Origin of the sequence: Geotalea toluenoxydans JCM 15764 (assembly GCF_001311985.1) — a bacterium.
Lineage (GTDB): Bacteria > Desulfobacterota > Desulfuromonadia > Geobacterales > Geobacteraceae > Geotalea > Geotalea toluenoxydans.
On the sequence record NZ_BBCJ01000006.1, the window covers coordinates 90,393 to 112,487 of the forward strand.

Sequence of the window (22,095 nt, forward strand, 5' to 3'; positions counted from 1 at the left end):
TTCCTCCGTTTGAATTGGCAATTGCGGCATGCTAAACCGTTAAAAAGGATAAATCAAGGGACAAAAAAGCCGCTCACCTCAAGGATGAACGGCAGGGGCAACATGAATCTTGATTTTTCCTTACCAGGTCAGAGAGGAAACAGGAGAGTGAACGTCGTACCCTCGTTAACGACACTCCGGACTTGTATTTTACCCCCAAGGCGCTCGATGATGTGGCGAGTGATATAGAGGCCAAGGCCGGTCCCCTCATTGGCCGCTTTGGTGGTGAAAAAGGGCTCGAAAATATGATCTATGGCCCCGACAGGGATTCCTTTACCGGTATCGGCCAGTTCCACCGCCACAAAAGGGCCATCGGCAGCGTAGGTTTTCAGCAGTAGCGTCCCGCCGTCTTCCATTGCCTGGAAAGCGTTCATGATCAGGTTGATGAATACCTGCTTGAGCTTGTTGGCGTCCGCAGCAATGGGTGGAAGGTCGAAATCTTTTTCCTCGATCACCATTATGGAATCTTTCCGGGCCTCATACCTGAGAAAGTCCATCACCTCCTGCAGCACCAGGTTCACATCCGCTTCCGTATCGACATCGGCATCGCTACGGGCAAAGGAAAGGAGGCTTCTGGTAAAAAAAGACAGACGCTGGGCCTCCATTCCGATCCGTTCAACCATTTCCTTGACGAAGTCGGGAAGCTGCTCTTCGCGCAGGATCATCTGGCAGCGGAAACTATCACCGACAGGGGAGAATTCAGCTCATGCACCAACGGTTGAAAGCTTGCCCAGCTCAGCCATCTTTTCGTTGAACGCCAGTTGTTCCAGAACCTGCTCGTCCAGCAGCAGGCCGTTGGCATCAACTATTTTTCCCAGACTTTTTTCCATTAATCCCCCCATAACCGGGGCGCGTTAGATGTGCCTTTTACGAGGCACAAGTCGTGCCAAGAGAACCTGAACAGAATTCCAGCTAGTTACCAGTATAAAGCCCTATGCATAGCTGAGGGATGCGTAAAAATTAGGCAGTTTTCTGCACAAAAACAATGCAAAGAAAAAAGGCCGCCCCCTTAAGGAAGCGGCCTGGGATGCCAGGTGCGATTGCAGATGATCAATTATATGCACTTTCCGAATGCTGGGTTTGGTCGAGTCCAACGATCTCATCGTCTTTTTCGACTCTGAGACCAATGGTCTTATCGAGAACAAAGGCGATGATCAGGGTGACGATAAAGGCATAGGCGCCTGCCGCCACTACGGCAATAATCTGGGTCACAAACTGCTTGAAATTGCCCGACATAAGACCGGTGGCGCCGACGGTGGCAAAGACGCCGGTCAGGATGGCGCCGGTGGTGCCGCCGATGCCGTGAACGCCGAAGGCATCCAGGGAGTCGTCATACTTCATCTTAGCCTTGAGCAAGACGCCGCCGTAACAGACGACACCGGCAACGAGGCCAAGGATCAGGGCTGCACCGGGTTGCACGAAACCGGCTGCCGGGGTGATGACGACCAGCCCCGCCACCACGCCCGAACCGAAACCAAGGGCCGACGGTTTTCCGGCATGAATCCACTCGGCAATCATCCAGGAAAGGCCGGCTGCTGCCGGGGCGATGGTGGTTGTGGCAAAGGCGAGACCTGCCAGCCGCCTGCCGCATCGGAACAGTTTACGCCGACAATGGCCGAGCCTGCATTGAAGCCATACCAGCCGAACCAGAGCATGCCGACGCCGAGCATGGTCAGGGGCAGATTGTGGGGGGCCATCCTTTCCTGGGGAAATCCATGACGCTTGCCGAGGAACATGATCGCTGCCAGGGCTGAGATACCTGAAGAAAGGTGGACGACGGTACCGCCGGCAAAGTCCAGTGCTCCTTTTTTGAACAACCAACCATCGACCATCCATACCCAGTGGGCCAGGGGATCATAGACCAGGGTGGTCCAAAGCAGGACGAAGAGGCAGTAGGCGGAAAACTTGATCCTCTCGGCCAGGGCGCCGGAAATGAGGGCAACGGTAATGATGGCGAACATGCACTGGTACATGGCGAAGACATACTCGGGAATTGAACCGGGTTCGGTGGTCACGTTCTGGAACAGGGTATAGACCGGATTGCCGTCCTTGAAGGTGATCAGCCCATTGAGGAGCGCCTTGCTGGTATTGCCGATGAGCCCCATGAAGGCATCGGGCCCGAAAGCCAGCGAGTAGCCTATGATCGCCCACTGCACGGCGACAATACCCATGGCGACAAAGGAATGCATGAGGTGGAGAGGACGTTCTTGCTCCTGACCATGCCGCCGTAGAAGAATGCCAGGCCGGGGATCATGAATAGGACCAGAGCAGCGGAGATCAGCATCCAGGCGGTGTCGCCGGTATTGAGCACCGGATCGACCGGTTTAGGCGTAGCAGCCTCGGCAGGGGCGGCAGCGGCCGATGCAGCAGCTTCAGGGGCCGCGGCGGAAGCCGAAGGGGCTGGTGCTGGTGCAAGTGTAGTCTCAGCTGCCACTGACTCAGTGCCCTTGGCCGGTTCTTCAGCCAGGACTGCCACCGGCGCCATGACAATTGTCACAGCCATGAGCAGGTTGATTAAAGAAAGTTTGATTTTCATAATAGCCTCCAGAACTATTAATTGCTTAAATTGCGTCATTTCCTTTTTCACCGGTCCTGATCCGCAGTGCTTCCTCCAGGGGCAGGACAAATATCTTGCCATCGCCGATCCGCCCTGTTTTTGCGCTTTCTGCGATTGTTTCAATTACCTTTGCCACCAATTCGTCGGCCACCACGATCTCCAGTTTCACCTTGGGAATGAAATCGACGACGTATTCTGCACCGCGGTAAAGCTCGGTATGGCCTTTCTGCCGGCCGAAACCCTTTACTTCGGTCACTGTTATTCCTTCTATGCCCACCTCGCTGAGTGCGTTTTTAACTTCATCCAGCTTGAACGGCTTTATGATCGCTTCTATGATTTTCATGTTGTTTCTCCCCTTTGCCGGCCTTTTGTCGTTTCCCTTCCCGGAAAAATGGGGGCTGGAAAGCCCCATAACATTGAAGGAGACTGACAGCCTGTTAAAAGTTGATATCCAGCTGAGTGGTGAAGGTATCGGCTGTATTTTTTGCGTTATAGATATCGTAACCCAGAATCAGGGAGATTTTTGGAGTGAAGCACCAGGCGACTCCGAAATTGAGGGCACCTAACGAGCTCTTGCCGCCTTGGTAGTCGACGGCAGCCCAGAGCTTGTCGGAAATTTCGCTCAAAGTGCGGTCCCAGGAAAGAAGCACGCCGTCGTTGTCCTTGCGACCATCCTCCAGGCTCAAAAGGACGTCCCCGTTGCCATTGTAATAACCCGCGGAAAGGCGGCCCAGCACAGGAACCGTCTTGGCAGCCAGGGCATAAATCACATTCTGGTTGGTCACGTCTTTTTTTGTCCCGATGCCGAATCCGCCGACAGCCAGGGCCGGAGAACCTTTGAACATCGAGTCTTCAGGGGTGCCGAGCTTGGCATTGAAATATATGGGGTGCCCATCGGCAGATCCGGCGGTGCTGATATAATCGACGCCGATTTCCAGCTTCAGCTTCTCAAAGGGAAGGACGCCGACGCCCAGGCCAAGATCGTAGGTGTTGCCCCCCTTGGTGGTGGAGGTTCTCACATAGTTGTCCACATCCAGGTGGACCTGTTTGAAATCCCTCACATCAGTGGAAGGAATCCATATCTGGGTTGACGGGGTTGCCAGTGCCATACCGGTTGCTGCCATTGTCAGCATCATTGCCATTGCGAAAATTCCTGTGATCTTTTTCATTTCATACTCCTTTGTAGTTAATCCATGGAATTTAATATCCGTTACAACAAGTGTTGAAGTGTGAGCCCCCTTTCCGGTTCTTAAATAAAAAGGCGCCTCTCACCAAAGGTGAAGAGGCGCCATTGCCGTCACTTTAACCTGCACCACCTTGTGCACTGGTTTTGGGAAGAAAATAGCACAAGCCGTGCCATATGCTTCCAAATAAGGCAGCACCTATTTTTTCAATTACTTACAAGAAGAATGTGAATTTTGAATAATAAGGAAAATGACAGGCATTTTGCCAACAGGGGACAACTGATTATTTTTTATGCAACGAAGGAATAAAAACCATCAGTGGCGGGCCAATTGAAAATGCTGGACCACATCGTATAGTTAATAAAGGAGAGCTAATGGAGTAATTACTGGAGGCAAGGTGAGCCCTTACAGCCCCGATCAGAGAAGGCCGGGCGTTGCCAATAAAATCAGGCGGGCCGTGGTAGGCGCCCCCAAACAGCTCAATGATCCGACCCTGTTCCACAGGATGTCGCTCATTCCGGTGCTGGCTTGGATTGGGCTTGGCGCCGACGGCTTGTCATCCTCATCCTACGGCCCTGAAGAAGCTTTCCGTGCCTTGGGCTCCCATACCTATCTGGCGATCCTGCTTGGGCTGGCAACCGCCATCACCGTTTTCATCATTTCCTATGCCTATGCCCGCATCATCGAGGTCTTCCCCCATGGCGGCGGGGGTTACATGGTGGCCACCCACATGCTGGGACAACGGGCGGGGGTAATATCCGGTTGCGCACTGCTGGTCGATTACATTTTAACCATTACCGTTTCCATCGCCTCCTGTGCCGATGCCCTTTTCAGCTATCTGCCGCTGCACCTCCACCATTACAAGGTCCCTTTCGCCTGCCTCATGGCCCTGATGCTCATTATCCTCAACATTCGCGGACTTAAGGAATCAATCTACGTAATGGCTCCGATCTTCATCGTCTTCGTCATCATGCACCTGACCATGCTGCTGGACGGGGTCATCACCCACCGGGACCGCTTCGGTCCGCTGGCGGAGGAGTTCCGGCGCGGACTGGATTACGATCTTTCCACCATGGGCTTCGTCGGCATTGCCCTCCTTTTCCTCCGCGCCTACTCCCTGGGGGGCGGGACCTATACCGGTATCGAAGCTGTTTCCAACAGCATGCAGATCATGCGCGAGCCGCGAGTCAAGACCGGCAAGCGGACCATGCTTTACATGGCCACATCCCTTGCTTTTACCGCAGCAGCGCTGTTCATCTGCTATGCACTTTTAGGAGTAAAACCCATAGAAGCAAAACGCTGAACGCCGTTCTCGCCGACATGCTGTTCTCCGATTGGCCCCTGGGGGGAGCAATCGCCTTCGTCACCATCTTTTCAGAAGGTGCACTTCTATTGGTAGCAGCACAGACAGGCTTTGTCGGAGGCCCCAGGGTAATGTCCAACATGGCGGTGGATTCATGGCTCCCCCACCGCTTTGCCGCCCTGTCGGAGCGGCTGACCATGCGCAACGGCATCTTCATGATGGGGGGGGCGGCGATTGCGCTCCTCATTTATACGAGCGGCTCGGTCTCCGCACTGGTGGTCATGTATTCCATCAATGTCTTTGTCACCTTTACCCTGTCCCAGCTCGGCATGTCCAGGCTCTATCTTAAACGGCGGGACAAGGACCCGAAATGGATGCAGCACCTGTCCGTTCACCTGGTGGGTCTCGCCCTCTGTGCCACCATACTGGTGATAACTACGGTGGAGAAATTCACCGAAGGGGGCTGGCTGACCCTCGTCATCACGTCACTGGTGATCGGGCTCTGCTACCTGATCAGGAGCCATTATCTAAGGGTACGCAAGGGGATTGCCGAGCTGGACGAAACACTGCTCGATTTCCCCACCAGCGGACCGGTCAATACCGATCCCCTCAACCCCAACGATTCCACCGCCATCCAACTCGTCACATCCTACAATGGTTTCGGCATCCACACCCTGCTCTCAGTTCTTACGACCTTTCCCGAAACCTATAAAAATATCGTCTTCGTCTCGGTGGCGGTCATCGATTCCGGGTCTTTCAAAGGGGTGCATGAGATGGAGGCATTGGAGGATTCGGTGCGGGAAGGGCTGGAGAAATATGTGGATCTGGCCCGGCGTCTCGGATTTGCCGCCGAGTATCGCATGGCAACCGGGATCGACGTGGTGGAAACTGCTATAAAATTATGCAGAGAAATTGCGGAGGAGTTCCCCCGCTCAGCGGTGTTTTCCGGACAACTCACCTTCAGGCTGGAAAAGTTCTATCACCGGCTACTTCACAATGAGACGGCCTTTGCCATCCAGCGCCGCTTGCAGTGGGAAGGAATCACGACGGTGATCCTGCCGATCCGGGTGAAGGTGTGAACGGTCTGTCAAGCAATGAAAGCAGATGAGGGTAGGCTTGATATCTGTTTGTCAAAATGCATAAGGAACTACTCATTCGGCGCATTTTCGTCCCATTTGTGGCACCCGGAGCACCGCTGGGGCCCTGGTCATTTTGGTGTGGCAGCCTTTGCATTTTTCATGGCCCCAGTCCTTGCCGAACCCCTTGATTCTCGCCGGTTCTTCCACATGGCATTGGAAACAGGTCTCCGTATAGTTCATATGATTGAAATGGTTGAAGCGTACCTTGTTCTTCATGGGAATCACTTCCGAAACGGCACATGCTGAAGTGGCAAAGATAAGCAGGCAGAGGATGGATAACCAGGCTGGTTTCATGTACAACTCCCGTATATTCTGTGATCTGGGTCGATTGTTATAGCACGAAAAAACAAAGGAAAAGAAGCCCTCTTTTCATTTCCCGACCACACCACCGCATTTGCTTGCCCTAATCATCCTAAATTTTATCGCAGTTTTGGGTTGATTTCGACCGGTTGCATGGAGTAGAAAAATAGGTGTATAAAAGCAGAAGATGAGCAGCGAAATCTATAGAAGCTTGGACAGTATTGCTCCAGAAACTTAATCGGCAACGGAGCTGGCTTTTGAAGGCCGGCTTTTTTATTTGCCTGGCTCCTGTCCGCTTCGGGAGTGTCCGTGATCATTTTAACCATCAATTGCTGGAGCTACTCGGTACGTTATCAGCTCTTCGACTGGGACAACAACAAGGTCCTGGCCGGAGGCACTGTTGAGCGGGTCATTATCGGCGACTCCTACTTCGATCATGAAATACCAGGCTCTCCGACCGTCCGCATCGAGCAGGACTGCCCGGACCATCGCACTGCCATCGAACTTATTCTGGGAACGCTGACCAGTGCCGAACTGGGAGTTATAGGCGAAATTTCTGAAATCGGCGCCGTCGGCCACCGCGTTGCCCATGGCGGAGAAAAGTTCACCCACTCGCTGCTCATCGATGATGAAGTGATGGAAGCGGTGCGGGAGATGGTTCAACTGGCTCCCCAGCACAACAGCAACAACATAGCCGGTATCGAGGCCGCACAGGCCCTGTTGCCCGGCGTCCCCCACGTGGCCATCTTCGACACCGCCTTTCACCAGACCATGCCCGAGCATGCCTTCATCTATCCCCTCCCCCACGAATGGTATGAAGAATACGGCGTCCGCCGCTACGGCTTCCATGGCGCATCCCACCTTTTTGTTTCCAGGCGGGCTGCAGCCCTTCTCGGTAAACCGGCCACCCAGTGCAATCTGATCACCCTGCACATCGGCAAAGGCGCGTCGCTCTGTGCCATCAAGGACGGCGCATCCATCGACACCAGCATGGGACTTACGCCCATCGAGGGGGCTGCCATGGGCACCCGTTGCGGCGACATCGACCCTGGCATTCCTCCATTCATCATGCAGGAGAAGGACGTTTCGCCGCGAGAGATGGACACCATCCTCAACATGAAGAGCGGCATGCTGGGCATTACCGGCAGATACAAGGACCGGCGGGACATCATCCGTGAAATGGAGGCAGGGGATGACCGGTGCAGGCTCGCCTTCGAGATAGAGGCGTACCGGCTGAAAAAATATATTGGCGCCTATCTGGCTGCCATCGGCCCGCTTGATGCGCTGGTATTTACCGCAGGAGTGGGAGTCATGGCCTGGCAGATAAGGGAGCAGACGCTGCAGGGACTGGAAATTTTCGGCATTGTTCCGGATAAGGAGGCCAACCGCCGGGCGGTTTCCCTGGAGTCCGAAATGGAGATCTCCGCCGCTGATTCGCGGGTAAAGATATTCGTCATTCCCACCGCCGAGGAGCTGGTCTTTGCCGAGGACACTGCTGCCATCCTGCCGGGACCTATACCGACCCGGCCCACTTCCCCTATTCCTTCGCCCGGGCAGACTTCAAAAGGACGTACCACCTGCCGGACTCCAGCCGCAGAGCTGCCGGCGAGGGATAAGAATTGAAGAGATTTTCCACAGCGGCCTTTATCCTCTATAAACAAAAAGCCGGGACTGCAGTGACAGTCCCGGCTTTTTTTCCTTCGTCGGTTGATCAGTAAAGTTTTTCGATGAAGTTGGCGATGTTTTCCCCAAGGGATTTGGCTTGATGGGGAAACAGATCGTCGAAACTCTCCATTGTCATGGAACCACGGTAGCCGGTTTCACGGTCTTCGAACGTTGCCAGCTCCTTGCCGGTCTCGGCATCGATCAAACGACCCTTCATCTTAAGATAGGTCTTGCCTGCGCCGAAGCCCACCCAGAAACGTACGGCACGGTTACCGGCATTAAATTCGGTGAAATCTCCCTCCAGTATTACCGCCTTCTGCTTTGCCTCGCCATTTTTCTGGATCTTTTTGAACATGTTCCGTCTCTTCAACTCCATCTCCAGTGACTCTGCAACCGTACGCACCAGAAACGGCTTCATTGCTTCAACTTTCGGCTTTTCCTCTTCATCGATGTTGGAGTATTCCGCCCCCTCCACCTTCAGATCACGCAAAATGATGGTATCGTAAGTGGAAAGGCGCTTGGAAGTCATTACCGCCTCTTCCGTGAGCACGTCAGGCTTGGGGAGCGGCGCTTCATCGGCCGCAAAGAGCGGCGATACGCTAAATGCGGATACAACCGACGCCAAAAGTACTGCACGAACAAGTTTCATAATTCCCCCTGATATTGAAATAAATGAAGATGATTGCTGCCAGCAGCTTTATAGCACAGTTTTCCCGAGAAGAAAATTATTGTGTTTGGGTTTTGTTGCCCAGCCCGGACAGCTGCAGGAAATTTAAAAGCAGGCGGTGGGAGGCTGCATTATAGGCAGCAGCACTGGCAGCAAAATCAGCAAGAAGATCTCTGCTGCATGCCATGGTTTCGGGGGACCAACTGCTCCAGTTTTCGATGATCTCACGGTTGATTTCGGGGTGAAACTGGGTGCCGTAGCATTGGCGCCGAAGCGAAAGGCCTGGTTTGGACAGGTGGATGAGGAAGCAAGGAGTTCGCCGCCGTTGGGGATGGCGAAGCTGTCATTATGCCACTGGAAGGTCATGAACCGGCGATCGATTTCCCTGAAGAGGGGATCAGCAGAGCCTGGCACGGTGAGCGTCACCGGCAGGGTTCCTTTCTCTCCCCAAGGTGAATTGCAGACCACCGGTGCCCCAAGGACGTGGGCAAGGAGCTGGCCGCCTAGACAAATACCGAGTAGCGGCACCTTACAGGCAACGGTATCGGCGATAAAATCTTTAACTCCGTCAAGAAAGGGATATTTCGCCACATCGTTCACCCCCATTGCCCCGCCGAGGACGATGACGGCACCGATACCGGCAGGATTAGGGAGCGCTTCGCCGGCATAGGGACGGATGGTGCGGAATGGTGCCCCGGCCTCCGCGAGATAGTCGGCATAGGTTCCAAGGGGGACTCGCGGATCGTTTTGTACGACGAGCAGCATGGGTGGCCTCATTTTCACTCTCCCCATCCCCCTACCTCTCCCATCAAGGGGGATAAGAAAAGGAGCGGAAGGTGTGTTCAGAAGGTTTTTTGCAGTGAATGCCGGTTGGCTCTATCCATGTTGCACGAATGCAGGAAAAGCTCCATATGCAAGGCTTGCAAACCTGCCAAGTGAGGCGTAGTAGGGCTATACCGCAGCGAAGAAGGGGAGTATAACGCAGCAGATAGACTTTTGCCGCGTCTCGTCCTACTTGAGGCCTGAAGATTTTAGCACGGTCTGTTAACTCAGCCAATGGTGCACGAGCGCGGAAAAAGTTCCAGCTGCAAGGCTTGCGAACCTGCCGAGTGAGGCGTAGCAGGCTACGCCGCAGCGAAGAAGGGTGAGCATAACGCAGCAGATGGACTTTTGCCGCGTCTCGTCCTACTTGAGGCCTTCGGCTACCAGTTCGGCTACATCCCTGACCTTGGTTCCCCCCGCCTGCTTGTCCTTGAGGCCGTCCTCGAACATGGTCATGCAATAGGGGCAGCTGACACAGATGGTGTCGGGGTTGGTGGTCAGAGCCTCACTGACCCGGTTCAGGTTGATCCGCTCGCCGCTGAACTCCTCCATCCACATGCGGCCGCCACCGGCGCCGCAACAGAAGGAATTTTCCCTGCTGCGCTCCATCTCTCGGGGCACGTTGCCTGTTGCGGCCTCTATCACCTGACGGGGAGCGTCAAAGACATCATTATGCCGCCCCATGTAGCAGGAATCATGGAAAACGATATTGCCTAGCTCTTTCACCTGATGGTTCAGCTTCAGCCTGTTCTGTTGCAACAGCTGATTGATGAACTCCGTATGATGGATTACTTCCAGTTCCAGTCCGTACTGGCGATAATCGTTCTTGAAGGTAGTAAAACAATGGGGGCAAAGGGTAATAACCTTGGTGATGCCTTTCTCCTGGAACTGCCTGACGTTTTCCTTTGCCATCTTGTCGAAGACATACTCATTGCCGAGCCTGCGCAGACTGTCGCCGCAACAGTTCTCTTCCTTGCCCAGAATGCCCCAGGAGACACCGGCGGCATCAAGGATGGTGGCCATGGCCACGGTGATATGCTTGGCCCGGGAATCAAATGAACCGGCACAGCCCACATAGAAGAGATACTCCGTCTTGCCCGTCTCAAAGGTTTGCACGTTCATGGTCGAAACCCATTTGGTCCGCTCCGACGGTGCAATACCCCATGGGTTGGAGCGCTGCTCCATGTTCTCGAACAGATTCAGGAGTTCCTCCGGGAATTTGCTCTCCATCTGCACCAGGTGGCGGCGCATCTTGATGATTTTCGGCATCTGCTCGATCATCACCGGGCAGGCCTGCAGACAGGCGCCGCAGGTGGTACACGACCAGATGGTCTCCTCGGTATTGGTCCCCTCCCCCTCTTCGCCGATCAGCGGCACCACCGGTTTGCCCCCTTCCTGCACGAGCGGTCCGTTCTGCAAGAGATTGGTCTTGATGGCATGGATCACCTGACGGGGATTGAGCGGCTTTCCGGTGTTGGTGGCCGGGCAGGCATCCTGGCATCTGCCGCATTCGGTGCAGGAGTAACCATCGAAGAGGTCCTTCCAGGTGAACTGGTCCACCCTGGCAACGCCGAATGAGTTACCCTTGATGAATTCCTCCCGTGGCTGGGTATTGGCCTTGCCAAGGGTCTGGAAGAAGCAGTTTGGAATGGCGGTAAGAATGTGCATATGCTTGCTGTGGGGAAGGAAACACATGAAAGCGAGCAGCACCAGGGCATGGATCCACCAGCTTATGGCAGCGAAAGGAGCGAGGAGTGAGGGGTAAGGTGCGATGAACTGTGCAACAAGGGCTGAAACCGGCATATAAGCTGCGGCTTCCGTTTCTCCCAGGGCGATTTCAGCGCCGTGGAAGCCGAAATAGGCCAGCATGAGCAGGCCGATGAAAGCAAGGATGAGAAAGGCCTCGGGGCTTCTCGCCTTTACGTACTGGGTACTGAGGTATGGAGGCGGAAAGAAGATCCGTCGGGCAAAGGATAAGGCAATGGCGATCAGGGTAAGAAGAGATACCCCATCGAAGGCGAAAAGCAGGAAATGGTGGATCTGTGCCGGTAAAGCGGACAGGCCCAATTGCGGGAAAGCGCCATGGACCAGGAATTCCAGATTGGCGATGAGAAGAATGACGAACGCCCAGAAAATGACGAAATGGTTGATGCCGAACGGCTTCTGCACAACCCGTTTCTGACCGAAGGCATAGAGGAGCATGTCCCAGATGCGCAGCCCGGGGTTATCGTAGCGATTCTCCTCCCGTCCGAGGGTTATGAGGCTGAAACGCCTGTAGCAGCTCCAGGCGAAAAAAACCAGGGCAGCAACGAGTAATATGGTGAAAAGTGTCGGATTGGGTGACATGGTTATCCTCATCTCTGGTTATTGGTAAAACAGGTTCTGGCTTTCAATGTTACTTTGAGCCTTTCGCCGATTTCAGCTCTCTCAGCAGATTTGTTAGCGCCGGGATGATCTGGAAGAGGTCGCCGACGATGCATAGGTAGCCACCTCGAAAATAGGGGCCTCCTTGTCGCGGTTGATGGCGATGATGACATCTGAATCCTGCATCCCCACCAGATGCTGGATAGCTCCGGAGATACCACAGGCGATATATATTTTGGGGCGGACGGTCTTGCCGGTCTGCCCCACCTGGCGCTCCTGCGGCATCCAGCCTGCATCCACGGCACTTCTCGAAGCGCCTACCACCCCGCCCAATTCATTGGCCAGCTCCTGGAGCATGGCGAAGTTTTCCTTGCCCATCATGCCCCGGCCGCCGGAGACGATGAAATCGGCACCGGCCACATCCACCTGGTCTTTTTTCTTGTCGCTGATAATCTCCAGCACCTTGACCAGGATGTCTTCTTCACGTACGGGACAGGTTTCGCGGATGATTTCACCCATTGCGCCGGGCTTGTGTTCGGCCATGGGCATGACGTGGGGGCGGACGGTGGCCATCTGGGGGCGGAACTTATCGCACATGATGGTGGCCATGATATTGCCGCCGAAGGCGGGGCGGGTCTGCATCAGGTTGCGCTTGTCGTCGATGGCAAGACCGGTGCAGTCGGCGGTAAGGCCGGTGCCGACGACAGTGGCCACGGCGCCGGCCAGGTCGCGCCCCAGACCGGTGGCGCCCATAAGGATGATCTCCGGTTTGTACTTGTCTATCAGGTGGTTGATACCCCTGAGATAGCTTTCGGTACGGTAGTAATGGAAGACCGGGGCGTCCATGAGATAGGCTTTGACGGCACCGTAGGCGAAGGCTTCACGGCAGAGATGCTCCACGTTCTCGCCAATGACCACCGCGGAAAGCTCAACGCCAAGGGCCGCAGCCAGTTCCTTCCCCTTGCCGAGCAATTCCCAGGACACCTTGGCGGCTTCACCTTCGGTCTGTTCGATAAAAACCCAGACTCCCCGGTAGGCAGCGAGCTTCTTCGCCAGGGAAGCAGCCTCTTCATCGATTTCCTCAACGGCAGGAGCACCCTGCTTCAGGATCTCGTCGAGAATCTTCTGCTCTTCGGGGGTGAAGAACATCTCGATAGCCTGGGCAGGACAGACTTTGACGCACTTGACACAGCCGATGCACTTATCCGGGTTGATCACCGGTTCACCGGCTTCATTCATCTCTATGGCATCCACCGGGCAGGAGCTCTGGCAGCGGGCGCCGCAGGCAATGCACTTACCTTCCAGGACGCAGGCCTTGCCGCGCGGTTTTTTCAAGGGTTTTTTGATTTCTTCAGTCATGTAAGCCTCGTGGAAGCGGTTCTATGTTCTATGTTCTATGTTCTATGTTCTATGTTCTAGGTTCTAGGTTCAGTTCGAAGTTCGAAGTTCGAGGTCACCCGTCACCCGTCACCAATCACCAATCACTGTTTTTCCAATCACCAATCACTGTTTTTCCAATCACTGTTTCTAAATGGATAGCAAATCCTTGCTCAACAGCTTCTCCACCAGCAGCCGGGCGGTTTGTTTCGGGTCCTGGATGCCTTCGCCGATGATCTCCCCCTTTTCACGTTCCGGGGAAAAGATCCGGCTCACCCAGGTTGGCGAGCCCTTCAGTCCTATTTTCTGCTCATCGAGCTTCAACACCTGATTGTTCCATACTTTTACCTCCGCATCCACGGATGCCAGGCGCATGGGAACCGTCGGGTAACGGGGACGGTTCAGTTCGCGAACGACGGTCAGCATGGCAGGGAGCGGCGCCTCTACCATCTCGTGACGCCCTTCAAGCTTGCGCCTGACACGTATTTTGCGGCCTTTAGGGTCAAAATCCTCGACACGGTCGATGAGGGTAAGCTGGGTGAAACCGAGACGGGTGGCAATACCGGGGCCGACTTGGGCCGTATCTCCGTCGATGGTCTGCTTGCCGCAGATGACCAGCCCCACTTCTTCCTCTTCCGATAATTTGCGGATTGCTGCAGCCAGAACATTGCTCGTGGCCAGGGTATCGGCGCCGCCGAAAACCCGGTCGCTGAGCAGTATCGCTTCATCAACGCCCAGGGCCAGTGCCTTTTTCAGTGTGGCCTCCGCATTGGGAGGCCCCATGGAGATGGCGGCAACCCGGCAGCCGAAACGGTCTTTCAGGCGCAGACTCTCTTCCAGGGCGTGGGTGTCGTAGGGATTGACGATAAAGGGAATTCCTTCCCGGACCAGGGTGTTGGTAACCGGGTCGATCTGCACCTGGGTGGTGTCCGGAACCTGTTTGATGCAGGCGACTATCAGCATGGGAAAACCTCGTAATAAAGTAATAAGCAAACTAGAGCTGTGGCAAAAGTTTGGGCCTTGAGCCGGATCAATAACGTGGAATGAATCAGAGTCTAAATTTTGTGCAGGCGGGATAATAACAAAAAGCCCGCAGAGAAACAAGCACAGAGCTGCTTATAATTTGAGCAAATTTTTTTAGTATTAATAAAATTATTTCCGCTACTAATGCCTGCTGAATGTCATCAAACCCAAAGATAGTCAAGTAAAGAGCTGGCTGCGCTGTCGCATAAAAAAGAGGCAGATGTAGTTTTTTTCCCCACCTTGATCAGACTTTTAATCTTATCCCGATTTGAGGTAGTGGCAACTGCAAAACTTGAAAACACGGCGTTCGCACCTGCTTTCTTTTGGAAAGTCGATCGTTGGAACCAATGCTGGATCACCGGCTGGATATTTAACCCTTTACAAAAGGCTTGCCAGTATTGATACATGGGATTTTTTTAAGTTTGGGCGACAAGGAAAGTGTTTCTTGTATTATCCAGTGCCTGGACATATTATTTAGTCGTTGAGGTGCACAGATCAAATCACACCGGGGTAGATGATGAAATTCCGCATTCTCGCTTTACTGGTATTTGTGCTGAGCTGCAGCCAACTTGAGGCATCCGCACTGGAACCTGCCGACAGCACTATCAAGCAACCGCAGGTCAAGATGCAGTTGGAGGAGTTGCAGGATGCTCTGCTGGCGGACAAGGAAATAGTCGCCCTGATACTCATGCTTAAGGACAACCCGGAAGTGCAGGCACTTCTTCAGGATCCTGATGTGGTGACAGCAGTTACCAATGGGGACATCGACGCACTGACCGGAAACCCTCGATTCCTTGAGATCCTCAATAACCCCCAGGTCCAGGAGATACAGAAACGGGTCAAACAATGAAGCCGGCTGAAGATTTCAAATTGTTTGATGCCCACTTTCACATCATTGACGGCCGATTTCCTCTGGTTCCGAACCAGGGCTACCTGCCGAGATGTTCACCTGCGAGGACTATCTTGCCAGGATGAAGGGGTACCGGCTTGCCGGGGGTGCCGTAGTCTCCGGCTCCTTTCAGGCATACGACCAGAGCTACCTGATCGACGCCCTGAAAAACCTGGGGCCCGGCTTTGTAGGTGTGACCCAGTTGCCGGCTTCAGCCTCCGATGAGGAGCTGCTGCGTTTGAACGGGGCAGGAGTCCGCGCCGTAAGGTTCAATCTGAAACGGGGGGGATCGGAGGATATCCGGCACCTGGAAAAGTTTGCGCGGCGGGTATACGATCTGGCAAGGTGGCATGTGGAGCTGTACGTGGATGCCGTGAGCTGGGGGACCTGTATGAGACGCTGGTCGGCCTGCCTGCTGTCAGCATCGATCACCTGGGGCTGTCAGGTGACGGTTTTCCCGTGCTCCTCAAGCTGGCAGAACGGGGGGTACGGGTGAAGGCGACAGGCTTCGGCCGGGTTGATTTTCATGTGCCGACGGCCCTCATGGAACTATACGAGGCAAATCCGCAGACATTGATGTTCGGCACCGATCTTCCATCCACCAGGGCACCAAAGCCATATTCGGATCAGGATTTCAGGTTGGTGGTGGAAACGCTGGGGGAAGAAAAAGCCCATCGAGTCCTATGGCAAAATGCCGCTGCTTTTTACGGTTTGATCCAGGAACAGTTCTGACAGGGGACCCCCTTCAAAAGGGTGCACAGAACCATCGGCAGATACTTCTTACCAGTTGTAGTCCTTGATAAATTTCAGCAATTGTTCCACCTCCGGCTTTGGCTGTCCCTTGGTGACGACAATAATCTCCGACCTGACAGGAACGGTTTTCGGATTCCTGGTGTTGGCACTGGCAAATCCCTGTGGATCGATACCGATAGCCCCTGATGTCCGTGATATTCTGTCCCTGATCTCGTAGTAGTCGAAAGCTTCCACTGCAGACTCCGTCACCGGTCTGCCATCCATCACCTTCTTCATGAAGAGCTCATTCTGCCCCGGGTGGATACTCCCCAGACCACTACGATCTGCTGGTTGTCTCCACCAACCTGCTTCCAATTTCGCACCTTTCCCGAAAAAATGTCCTGAAGCTGCTTTTTGCTTAGGCCCGCAACCTTGTTGGATTTATGGACAAAGACCAGCACATTGCTTTTGCCCACATTCCGTACGGTGAAAAGCCCCGAATCGATGATGACGCCATTCCTTGCCGCCCCCTTGACCATAGAAGAAAAAGGTAAGGGAGAGGCGACAATGTCCGCCGAACCGTTGTTGAGCTCAATAAGCCCCTGAACCGGAGTTGTAGTATTTATTGCCAAATGGATCCCGGTTTCGCGTTCAAAGTTGTCCTGGATGGAACCAAATATCTGCTTGCACGATGCTCCCCCACCCCCTATTTTTATCTCCCTCGGAGCTTCGGCAAAGGCAGTGGAACAGAACAGCCATGCCAGCGTGCACATCACCAGGTTTAATATCTTCATTGATGCCTCCTCTTACCTATCCTATCGGTATACCGACGGAAAGCTTGAAGCTACACCCTTTTAATGAGAGATGCAAGTATTGGATTGCGCAGGTCAAGTTGTTGCTGTCGTGTGGTCAACACCCACACCGGCCCTTCCGGCAACAAATTCATTCTTGCAAATGGTGCGGCTATCTTTTACCATCCCTCCACTACATACCCGGAGCGTTCAAATGGATCTCAGCGTTTTTATCAGCACCTTTGGCATAATTTTCCTTGCAGAGTTAGGGGACAAGACGCAACTTACCGCCATGGCACTGGCGACCAAATATCCCTGGAAAAGGATCTTCATCGGCATAGCTGCAGCCTTTGCCGTGCTTAATATAGGTGCGGTCGTCATCGGCCAGATATTGTTCTCTTTCCTTCCCCTGTTCTGGATCAAGATGGTTTCAGGCATCCTCTTCCTTTTCTTCGGCATCACCACCCTGAAGTCGGCCGGGTTTTCCCAGGAGGAAGAAGAGTCGGAAGAAAAGCAGTTGAAGTCAAAGGGACCGGTCGCAACCTCGTTTATCATGATTCTGCTGGCTGAGTTGGGTGACAAGACACAGTTGGTAACCACCAGCCTCTCTGCCCAGCATGATTCCACGCTGTCTGTTTTTGCCGGATCAACACTGGCCTTGTGGATTGTTTCCCTGCTGTATATTCGTCGGTAAGCAACTTACCCGTTTTGTCCCTCTTTCCACCATTCACAGGGGAGCCGGCTGCCTTTTTCTTATCTTCGGCATCGCCATTCTCTACCAGGCATTCTGATCCGGTACCTTTGACTCCTCCTCAAGACACTGGTAAATTTTAACGCCATTTGCAATTTGGCCGCTGACAGCTTACAATTTTCGAGAAATCCATTTTCTCCGGCAAGTGAATGTCCGATAAGCACATAGAAAAGATATTCCTTTATCTACTGGCAATATCCCTCCTCCTCCACGTGGCGGTATTCGCATTCTTTATCCTATTCCCCCAGGAGAAGAAACCCCGGAAGCAGGAACCGTACATGGTCGAGTTGCGGGACCTGCCGGAGGTGAAGGCACCGCCCCCTCGGGAGCAAAAAAAGACAAGCAGACTGGCGGAAAAGCAGAGACGGGTGCCGAAAGAGATTGCACCTAAAGGTGAGCGGGAAGTAGAGCGGCTGGCGCCGCCGGTACAGCCACCAGTGGCGAAACCGGGGCAACAGGCGAGAAGAGAGGAGATAAGAATACCGCAACGGCAGGAGCGCGGCACCATACCCCGTGAGGAAGCCCCACGGGGAGAAAGCGTCTTTAAACCAAACCGGCAGGAGCAGCCGTCCCTGGCCAAGCTTTTTCCAAGCTCCGGCAAAATGGCCAAAATAGAAGAAAGCTACCGCAAAAAATATGGGCACGAGGTGGAGGACGGCGAGGCTTCTTTTCTTAACACCGATGATATTTTGTTCGGGTCATTCCTGCGCCGGTTCGAGACGGCAGTTTACGGGGTATGGCGTTATCCTCAGGAAGCGGCGCGACAAGGCTTACAGGGCGTAACGCCGGTGAGGATCACCTTCAACAGAAAGGGCGAAGTGGTTGATGTCAAACTGCTGGAGAGCTCGGGGAGCAGGATTCTTGATGAAGAGGTCCTGAGGACTTTGCGTGAAATCGGCCGGATTGGTTCATTCCCCCGCGGCTATACGAAAGACACCTTCAAGCTGATAGCGTTTTTCCAGTACATCAACAGCAGCAGCGGCATCAGAGGATCACTTCGCTGATCAGCGTTTGATGCAGTCCAGCCGTTCCCGCAGAAACCTCTCGAAGTCGCCGTTGAACTCCTCCCGCTTCAGAGCCATATCCACCGTGGCCTTGAGAAAGCCCAGCTTGTCGCCACAGTCATGGCGGATGCCTTCGAAACGGCAGCCGTAAATAGCTTCATCCTTTGCCAGTTTCTTTATGGCATCGGTAAGCTGAATCTCTCCCCCTTGCCCGGCTCCTGTTTTTCAAGAATGGGGAAGATATCCGGGGTGAGGATATAGCGGCCGATAATCGCCAGATCGGACGGGGCATCCTCCTGCTTCGGCTTTTCCACCATATCCACCACCTCATAGATCCGGTCCGAGATAGTATTGGCGGCGACACAGCCATAGGAAGAGATATTCTCCAAGGGCACCTGTTCCAGCGCCAGGACCGGCCCGCGATACTTGCGGTAGACCTCCAGCAGTTGTCCCAGACATGGTTTTTTGCCGTCGATGATGTCATCGCCCAGTAGAACGGCAAAGGGTTCATTGCCGATGAATTCCTTGGCGCAGAGGATGGCATGGCCAAGACCAAGTGCCTGTTTCTGCCGCACGTAGAAGATATTCATCATCTCGGCAATATCCCTGATCTGGCTCAGCTCAGCGTCCTTCCCCTTGTCGTACAGCAGTGATTCCAGCTCGAAAGAGATGTCGAAATGGTCCTCAATGGCCCGCTTGCTCCTGCCGGTGACGAAGAGGATCTGCTCGATGCCCGAGGCAACGGCCTCTTCAACCACATACTGCACAAGAGGCTTGTCTATCAGGGGCAGCATCTCTTTGGGGGTCGACTTTGTTGCGGGAAGGAACCTGGTGCCAAGGCCGGCAACGGGAAATATTGCTTTTTTCACCTGCATGATTCAGCTCCTGGATAGATGTTTTTTCTTCACTCTTCACTCTTCACTCTTCACCGACTCCAGGATTTCAGGAATCAGGTCTTCTCTCCCCATGGCCATAATGTGCAGCCCATGGCAATGGGGTTTGCAGGCAGCGGCAAGCCTTTTGGCAATGTCGACACCGGCTGCCAGCGGATCTGTCGCTTTTTCCAGTTCTTCTATCAATGCCGCCGGCACTTTCAGGCCGGGGATATTGTTAGTGACATATCTTGCCATGCCCGCCGATTTAAGAAGCAGGATGCCGGCTATGACCTTCACCTGAAGCGGTTTTATCGCCTCAGCGAAAAGGGCGAGGCGCTCCGGGTCGAAAATGGCCTGGGTCTGAAAAAAGCTTGCTCCTGCCGTCACCTTCTTCTCAAGCTTGAAGGTGGTAAGTTCAAAAGGTTCGGCTTCGGGGGCTGCGGCCGCACCGACAAAAAAAGACGGTAAACCTGTGATGCTCTTCCCTGCCAGATCCATCCCTTCACCGAGCCCCCTTATGGCCTGTAGCAGCTGGACCGAATCAAGATCGAAGACCGGTTTGCCTGCACGGTGGTCCCCGAAAGAGATGTGATCTCCGGACAGTGCCAAGACATTGTTTATGCCCAGCGCTGCCGCACCAAGCAGGTCGCTCTGCAGGGCCAGCCGGTTTCTGTCGCGACAGGTAATCTGATAGATCGGCTCAATCCCTTCCCGCACCAGGAGAGCAGCTGCAGCCAGGGGGGAAATTCGCATTGTCGCCCCCTGGTTGTCGGTGACATTGACAGCATCCACCAACGGTGCCAGCTTTCGAGCCTTTTCCAGAAATTCGCTGCAGTCGCATCCTTTGGGAGGACAGACCTCAGCAGTCAGGACAAAGCTGCCTCTCATGAGTTTTTGCTGCAGTCGGGAGGTCATCGGGGAATTTCTTTCTCCAGCTTCAGGGTTCCCGGCTTGAGCATTCCGGAATAATCCTTCTGAGAAACGGTTTTTTTCAGCTTATCCAATGCATCCCTGGCCTTGAGGCGCTCGTAGATCTGGGACCAGACGCACTCCCTTTCCTTGTCCGTCTCACACCGGCCGTTGTCCATGCCACCGCAAGGTCCATTCAAAAGTCCCTTGGGGCAGACGGTTACCGGACAGATGCAGCCGGTTTCAGTGAGGATACAGTCGCCGCAGAGGGAGCATTTCTGTTCGAAGTGTCCGAAACGGCGGATGTTACCGAGGAAAAGGGTATTCAGACCGGCAACCGTTTTCTTTGGGGTACTTGCCGAAACAGACTGGATGCCGGCACCGCAGGCCAGTACCAGCAGCGCATCCGCCTCGTCCACCATCTCCTTCTTGGCGCGCAGGTCCCGGCCTGACCGCAGCATGTGGCAGGCCTCGTCGATGACCACCGATCCGGTCACCTCCTTGCCGGCGGCAGTCAACGTATCCTGCATCTGCCAAATCTCTTCCTCGCCCCCCGCCTTGCAGACAGTGGCGCACTTTGCGCAGCCAATGAGAAAAATTTTACCATCATCGGCGAGAACGGCAAGGATTTCATCTATTGGTTTTTGTTTGCTGACTATCATATTTTTAAAAGCGGTCGGTGGTCGGCAGTCGGCGGTTTGAAGTTTTTCACCACCGACTGCGACCTCCGTCCGCATCATTACCGTCTTTTCGCCGATTGGAGTGTATTGTAAAGGAGCATGGTAATAGTCATCGGCCCGACCCCACCGGGAACCGGGGTGATGGCAGCAGCGCGGGCAGAAGCTGCCTCAAACTCAACATCGCCGACCAGCTTCTTTTCACCGACGCGATTCACCCCCACATCGATGACCACCGCCCCTTTCTTGATCCAGGCACCCTTTATCATTTCGGGCTGGCCGACGGCGGCGATTACCACATCGGCCATGGCCACTTTGGCTGCCAAGTCACGTGTTTTGGAGTGGCAGAGGGTTACCGTGGCATTCTGTTGCAGACACATGAAGGCAACCGGCTTGCCGACGATGTTGGAGCGGCCGACAACGACCACCTCCTTGCCGGCAAGATCGACCCCCGCCTCCTTGAGCATGACCATGACTCCATAAGGTGTACAGGGCTGAAAAAGAGGCTTGCCGATGACCAGCCTGCCCACATTGTAGGGGTGGAACCCATCGGCGTCCTTTTCCGGGGAGATTGCCTCCAGCACCTTTTCCGTGTTTATCTGCTTCGGCAGCGGAAGCTGGACGAGAATGCCATGTATCTTCCGGTCCTTGTTCAACTTGTTAATCAGTTGCAAAAGCTCTTCTTCTGTCGTCTCCGCAGGAAGTTTGTATTCGTCGGAAAAGATACCCACATCCTTGCACGCCTTTTCCTTCATGCTGACATAAACCTTGCTTGCCGGATCTTCGCCCACAAGCACCACGGCAAGACCCGGCGTTATGCCCTGAGTGGCCAGTTTCGCCACCTCTGCGGTAATTTCACCGCGAATTTTTGCCGCAATTGCTTTGCCGTCTATTATTTTCGCCATAAAGATAAGCTCCTTTTAACCATTTGTAGAAACTAGAAATAATAAGTAACAGCGGGACCTTTGTAAAGTATTTTCCTGGGAAATCCGGGCAAAAAAATCCCCCGTCGCCGGAGGATTTTCCC

Annotated in this window: 21 protein-coding genes and 4 pseudogenes; 8 read left to right on the forward strand and 17 right to left on the reverse strand. The window is 54.1% G+C overall.

Features of this window, described 5'->3' with window-relative positions; all coding sequences use genetic code 11:
* Positions 1–128: 128 nt before the first annotated feature.
* From JCM15764_RS05180 to JCM15764_RS05195, 5 genes and pseudogenes are all read right to left on the reverse strand, one after another.
* Entirely contained in the window at positions 129–704 is a 576-nt protein-coding gene (locus JCM15764_RS05180) for a sensor histidine kinase (protein ID WP_279384285.1), read from the reverse strand.
* Between the two features lie 39 nt (positions 705–743).
* Entirely contained in the window at positions 744–869 is a 126-nt protein-coding gene (locus JCM15764_RS26145) for a hypothetical protein (RefSeq protein ID WP_279384286.1), read from the reverse strand.
* A 220-nt stretch (positions 870–1,089) separates the two neighbouring features.
* Positions 1,090–2,575, reverse strand: a pseudogene (locus tag JCM15764_RS05185) (ammonium transporter).
* A gap of 25 nt (positions 2,576–2,600) precedes the next feature.
* Positions 2,601–2,939: a P-II family nitrogen regulator gene (locus JCM15764_RS05190; protein WP_012646905.1), complete on the reverse strand. Its 339-nt coding sequence runs from the start codon at positions 2,937–2,939 to the stop codon at positions 2,601–2,603.
* A 94-nt stretch (positions 2,940–3,033) separates the two neighbouring features.
* Positions 3,034–3,765 carry a hypothetical protein gene (locus JCM15764_RS05195; RefSeq protein ID WP_054693333.1) on the reverse strand — a complete coding sequence of 244 codons (732 nt, stop codon included), beginning with the start codon at positions 3,763–3,765 and terminating at the stop codon, positions 3,034–3,036.
* A 412-nt stretch (positions 3,766–4,177) separates the two neighbouring features.
* Between JCM15764_RS05195 and JCM15764_RS21915 the strand changes: the two genes are divergently transcribed.
* Together JCM15764_RS21915 and JCM15764_RS21920 are read left to right on the forward strand one after the other, a co-directional pair.
* The gene (locus JCM15764_RS21915; RefSeq protein ID WP_243688397.1) at positions 4,178–5,083 is read left to right on the forward strand and encodes an APC family permease; all 906 of its coding nucleotides are present in this window, start codon (positions 4,178–4,180) and stop codon (positions 5,081–5,083) included.
* A gap of 17 nt (positions 5,084–5,100) precedes the next feature.
* The gene (locus JCM15764_RS21920) at positions 5,101–6,162 is read left to right on the forward strand and encodes an APC family permease (protein WP_243688398.1); all 1,062 of its coding nucleotides are present in this window, start codon (positions 5,101–5,103) and stop codon (positions 6,160–6,162) included.
* Between the two features lie 72 nt (positions 6,163–6,234).
* Here the strand turns inward: JCM15764_RS21920 and JCM15764_RS05205 are convergent, their stop codons facing one another.
* Positions 6,235–6,516: a cytochrome C gene (locus JCM15764_RS05205; protein WP_243688399.1), complete on the reverse strand. Its 282-nt coding sequence runs from the start codon at positions 6,514–6,516 to the stop codon at positions 6,235–6,237.
* Positions 6,517–6,831: 315 nt separating this feature from the next.
* Here JCM15764_RS05205 and JCM15764_RS05210 point away from each other — a divergent pair.
* Positions 6,832–8,138 (forward strand): annotated as a pseudogene (locus JCM15764_RS05210) (acetate kinase).
* 95 nt (positions 8,139–8,233) lie between these two features.
* Here JCM15764_RS05210 and JCM15764_RS05215 read toward each other — a convergent pair.
* The 5 genes and pseudogenes from JCM15764_RS05215 to JCM15764_RS05235 form a co-directional block, all read right to left on the reverse strand.
* Entirely contained in the window at positions 8,234–8,836 is a 603-nt protein-coding gene (locus JCM15764_RS05215) for a DUF4410 domain-containing protein (protein ID WP_054693338.1), read from the reverse strand.
* A 123-nt stretch (positions 8,837–8,959) separates the two neighbouring features.
* A complete protein-coding gene (locus tag JCM15764_RS05220) occupies positions 8,960–9,619 on the reverse strand; it encodes a type 1 glutamine amidotransferase (RefSeq protein WP_243688400.1) in 660 nt (219 codons plus the stop codon).
* 420 nt (positions 9,620–10,039) lie between these two features.
* The gene (locus tag JCM15764_RS05225; RefSeq protein ID WP_054693341.1) at positions 10,040–12,022 is read right to left on the reverse strand and encodes a (Fe-S)-binding protein; all 1,983 of its coding nucleotides are present in this window, start codon (positions 12,020–12,022) and stop codon (positions 10,040–10,042) included.
* 49 nt (positions 12,023–12,071) lie between these two features.
* Positions 12,072–13,399, reverse strand: a pseudogene (locus tag JCM15764_RS05230) (electron transfer flavoprotein subunit alpha).
* A 168-nt stretch (positions 13,400–13,567) separates the two neighbouring features.
* Positions 13,568–14,380, reverse strand: coding sequence for an electron transfer flavoprotein subunit beta/FixA family protein (locus JCM15764_RS05235; protein WP_012646894.1), 813 nt, complete (start codon positions 14,378–14,380; stop codon positions 13,568–13,570).
* Positions 14,381–14,954: 574 nt separating this feature from the next.
* Here JCM15764_RS05235 and JCM15764_RS05240 point away from each other — a divergent pair.
* The 3 genes from JCM15764_RS05240 to JCM15764_RS29345 all read left to right on the forward strand — a co-directional run bounded on the left by JCM15764_RS05240 (position 14,955) and on the right by JCM15764_RS29345 (position 16,061).
* Positions 14,955–15,290 carry a hypothetical protein gene (locus JCM15764_RS05240; protein ID WP_243688401.1) on the forward strand — a complete coding sequence of 112 codons (336 nt, stop codon included), beginning with the start codon at positions 14,955–14,957 and terminating at the stop codon, positions 15,288–15,290.
* Positions 15,291–15,381: 91 nt separating this feature from the next.
* Positions 15,382–15,825, forward strand: coding sequence for an amidohydrolase family protein (locus JCM15764_RS29340; RefSeq protein WP_243688402.1), 444 nt, complete (start codon positions 15,382–15,384; stop codon positions 15,823–15,825).
* A complete protein-coding gene (locus JCM15764_RS29345) occupies positions 15,789–16,061 on the forward strand; it encodes an amidohydrolase family protein (protein ID WP_243688403.1) in 273 nt (90 codons plus the stop codon). The genes JCM15764_RS29340 and JCM15764_RS29345 overlap by 37 nt, the downstream gene beginning before the upstream one ends.
* A gap of 48 nt (positions 16,062–16,109) precedes the next feature.
* Here the strand turns inward: JCM15764_RS29345 and JCM15764_RS05250 are convergent, their stop codons facing one another.
* Positions 16,110–16,358, reverse strand: coding sequence for a type 2 periplasmic-binding domain-containing protein (locus JCM15764_RS05250; RefSeq protein ID WP_054693347.1), 249 nt, complete (start codon positions 16,356–16,358; stop codon positions 16,110–16,112).
* Entirely contained in the window at positions 16,355–16,855 is a 501-nt protein-coding gene (locus JCM15764_RS05255) for a substrate-binding domain-containing protein (RefSeq protein WP_054693350.1), read from the reverse strand. The genes JCM15764_RS05250 and JCM15764_RS05255 overlap by 4 nt, the downstream gene beginning before the upstream one ends.
* Before the next feature lie 211 nt (positions 16,856–17,066).
* Here JCM15764_RS05255 and JCM15764_RS05260 point away from each other — a divergent pair, with 211 nt between their 5' ends.
* Positions 17,067–17,546 (forward strand): TMEM165/GDT1 family protein, encoded by a 480-nt coding sequence (locus tag JCM15764_RS05260; RefSeq protein WP_243688404.1) that lies wholly within the window; start codon positions 17,067–17,069, stop codon positions 17,544–17,546.
* A 206-nt stretch (positions 17,547–17,752) separates the two neighbouring features.
* The gene (locus JCM15764_RS05265; RefSeq protein ID WP_054693353.1) at positions 17,753–18,607 is read left to right on the forward strand and encodes an energy transducer TonB; all 855 of its coding nucleotides are present in this window, start codon (positions 17,753–17,755) and stop codon (positions 18,605–18,607) included.
* Here JCM15764_RS05265 and galU read toward each other — a convergent pair.
* From galU to folD, 4 genes and pseudogenes are all read right to left on the reverse strand, one after another.
* Positions 18,608–19,482 (reverse strand): annotated as a pseudogene (gene galU, locus JCM15764_RS05270) (UTP--glucose-1-phosphate uridylyltransferase GalU). It lies immediately after the preceding gene.
* 36 nt (positions 19,483–19,518) lie between these two features.
* Positions 19,519–20,397, reverse strand: a complete 879-nt coding sequence (locus JCM15764_RS05275; protein WP_054693356.1) for a methylenetetrahydrofolate reductase — start codon at positions 20,395–20,397, stop codon at positions 19,519–19,521.
* Positions 20,394–21,131 (reverse strand): methylenetetrahydrofolate reductase C-terminal domain-containing protein, encoded by a 738-nt coding sequence (locus JCM15764_RS05280; RefSeq protein ID WP_243688405.1) that lies wholly within the window; start codon positions 21,129–21,131, stop codon positions 20,394–20,396. Before JCM15764_RS05280 ends, JCM15764_RS05275 begins: the two co-directional genes overlap by 4 nt.
* Entirely contained in the window at positions 21,131–21,973 is an 843-nt protein-coding gene (folD, locus tag JCM15764_RS05285) for a bifunctional methylenetetrahydrofolate dehydrogenase/methenyltetrahydrofolate cyclohydrolase FolD (RefSeq protein ID WP_054693359.1), read from the reverse strand. The genes JCM15764_RS05280 and folD overlap by 1 nt, the downstream gene beginning before the upstream one ends.
* Positions 21,974–22,095 lie beyond the last annotated feature (122 nt).

What these genes read in the sequence shown, in the direction of transcription:
- JCM15764_RS05220 (WP_243688400.1), bottom strand. Translation starts at nt 9,619, where the DNA reads ATGCTGCTCGTCGTACAAAACGATCCGCGAGTCCCCCTTGGAACCTAT.
- JCM15764_RS05240 (WP_243688401.1), top strand. Translation starts at nt 14,955, where the DNA reads ATGATGAAATTCCGCATTCTCGCTTTACTGGTATTTGTGCTGAGCTGC.
- JCM15764_RS29340 (WP_243688402.1), top strand. Translation starts at nt 15,382, where the DNA reads ATGTTCACCTGCGAGGACTATCTTGCCAGGATGAAGGGGTACCGGCTT.
- JCM15764_RS21920 (WP_243688398.1), top strand. Translation starts at nt 5,101, where the DNA reads ATGCTGTTCTCCGATTGGCCCCTGGGGGGAGCAATCGCCTTCGTCACC.
- JCM15764_RS05215 (WP_054693338.1), bottom strand. Translation starts at nt 8,836, where the DNA reads ATGAAACTTGTTCGTGCAGTACTTTTGGCGTCGGTTGTATCCGCATTT.
- JCM15764_RS05255 (WP_054693350.1), bottom strand. Translation starts at nt 16,855, where the DNA reads ATGAAGATATTAAACCTGGTGATGTGCACGCTGGCATGGCTGTTCTGT.
- JCM15764_RS05235 (WP_012646894.1), bottom strand. Translation starts at nt 14,380, where the DNA reads ATGCTGATAGTCGCCTGCATCAAACAGGTTCCGGACACCACCCAGGTG.
- JCM15764_RS26145 (WP_279384286.1), bottom strand. Translation starts at nt 869, where the DNA reads ATGGAAAAAAGTCTGGGAAAAATAGTTGATGCCAACGGCCTGCTGCTG.
- JCM15764_RS05250 (WP_054693347.1), bottom strand. Translation starts at nt 16,358, where the DNA reads ATGAAGAAGGTGATGGATGGCAGACCGGTGACGGAGTCTGCAGTGGAA.
- JCM15764_RS05190 (WP_012646905.1), bottom strand. Translation starts at nt 2,939, where the DNA reads ATGAAAATCATAGAAGCGATCATAAAGCCGTTCAAGCTGGATGAAGTT.
- folD (WP_054693359.1), bottom strand. Translation starts at nt 21,973, where the DNA reads ATGGCGAAAATAATAGACGGCAAAGCAATTGCGGCAAAAATTCGCGGT.
- JCM15764_RS05225 (WP_054693341.1), bottom strand. Translation starts at nt 12,022, where the DNA reads ATGTCACCCAATCCGACACTTTTCACCATATTACTCGTTGCTGCCCTG.
- JCM15764_RS05265 (WP_054693353.1), top strand. Translation starts at nt 17,753, where the DNA reads ATGTCCGATAAGCACATAGAAAAGATATTCCTTTATCTACTGGCAATA.
- JCM15764_RS05180 (WP_279384285.1), bottom strand. Translation starts at nt 704, where the DNA reads ATGATCCTGCGCGAAGAGCAGCTTCCCGACTTCGTCAAGGAAATGGTT.
- JCM15764_RS05275 (WP_054693356.1), bottom strand. Translation starts at nt 20,397, where the DNA reads ATGACCTCCCGACTGCAGCAAAAACTCATGAGAGGCAGCTTTGTCCTG.
- JCM15764_RS05260 (WP_243688404.1), top strand. Translation starts at nt 17,067, where the DNA reads ATGGATCTCAGCGTTTTTATCAGCACCTTTGGCATAATTTTCCTTGCA.
- JCM15764_RS05205 (WP_243688399.1), bottom strand. Translation starts at nt 6,516, where the DNA reads ATGAAACCAGCCTGGTTATCCATCCTCTGCCTGCTTATCTTTGCCACT.
- JCM15764_RS05195 (WP_054693333.1), bottom strand. Translation starts at nt 3,765, where the DNA reads ATGAAAAAGATCACAGGAATTTTCGCAATGGCAATGATGCTGACAATG.
- JCM15764_RS05280 (WP_243688405.1), bottom strand. Translation starts at nt 21,131, where the DNA reads ATGATGCGGACGGAGGTCGCAGTCGGTGGTGAAAAACTTCAAACCGCC.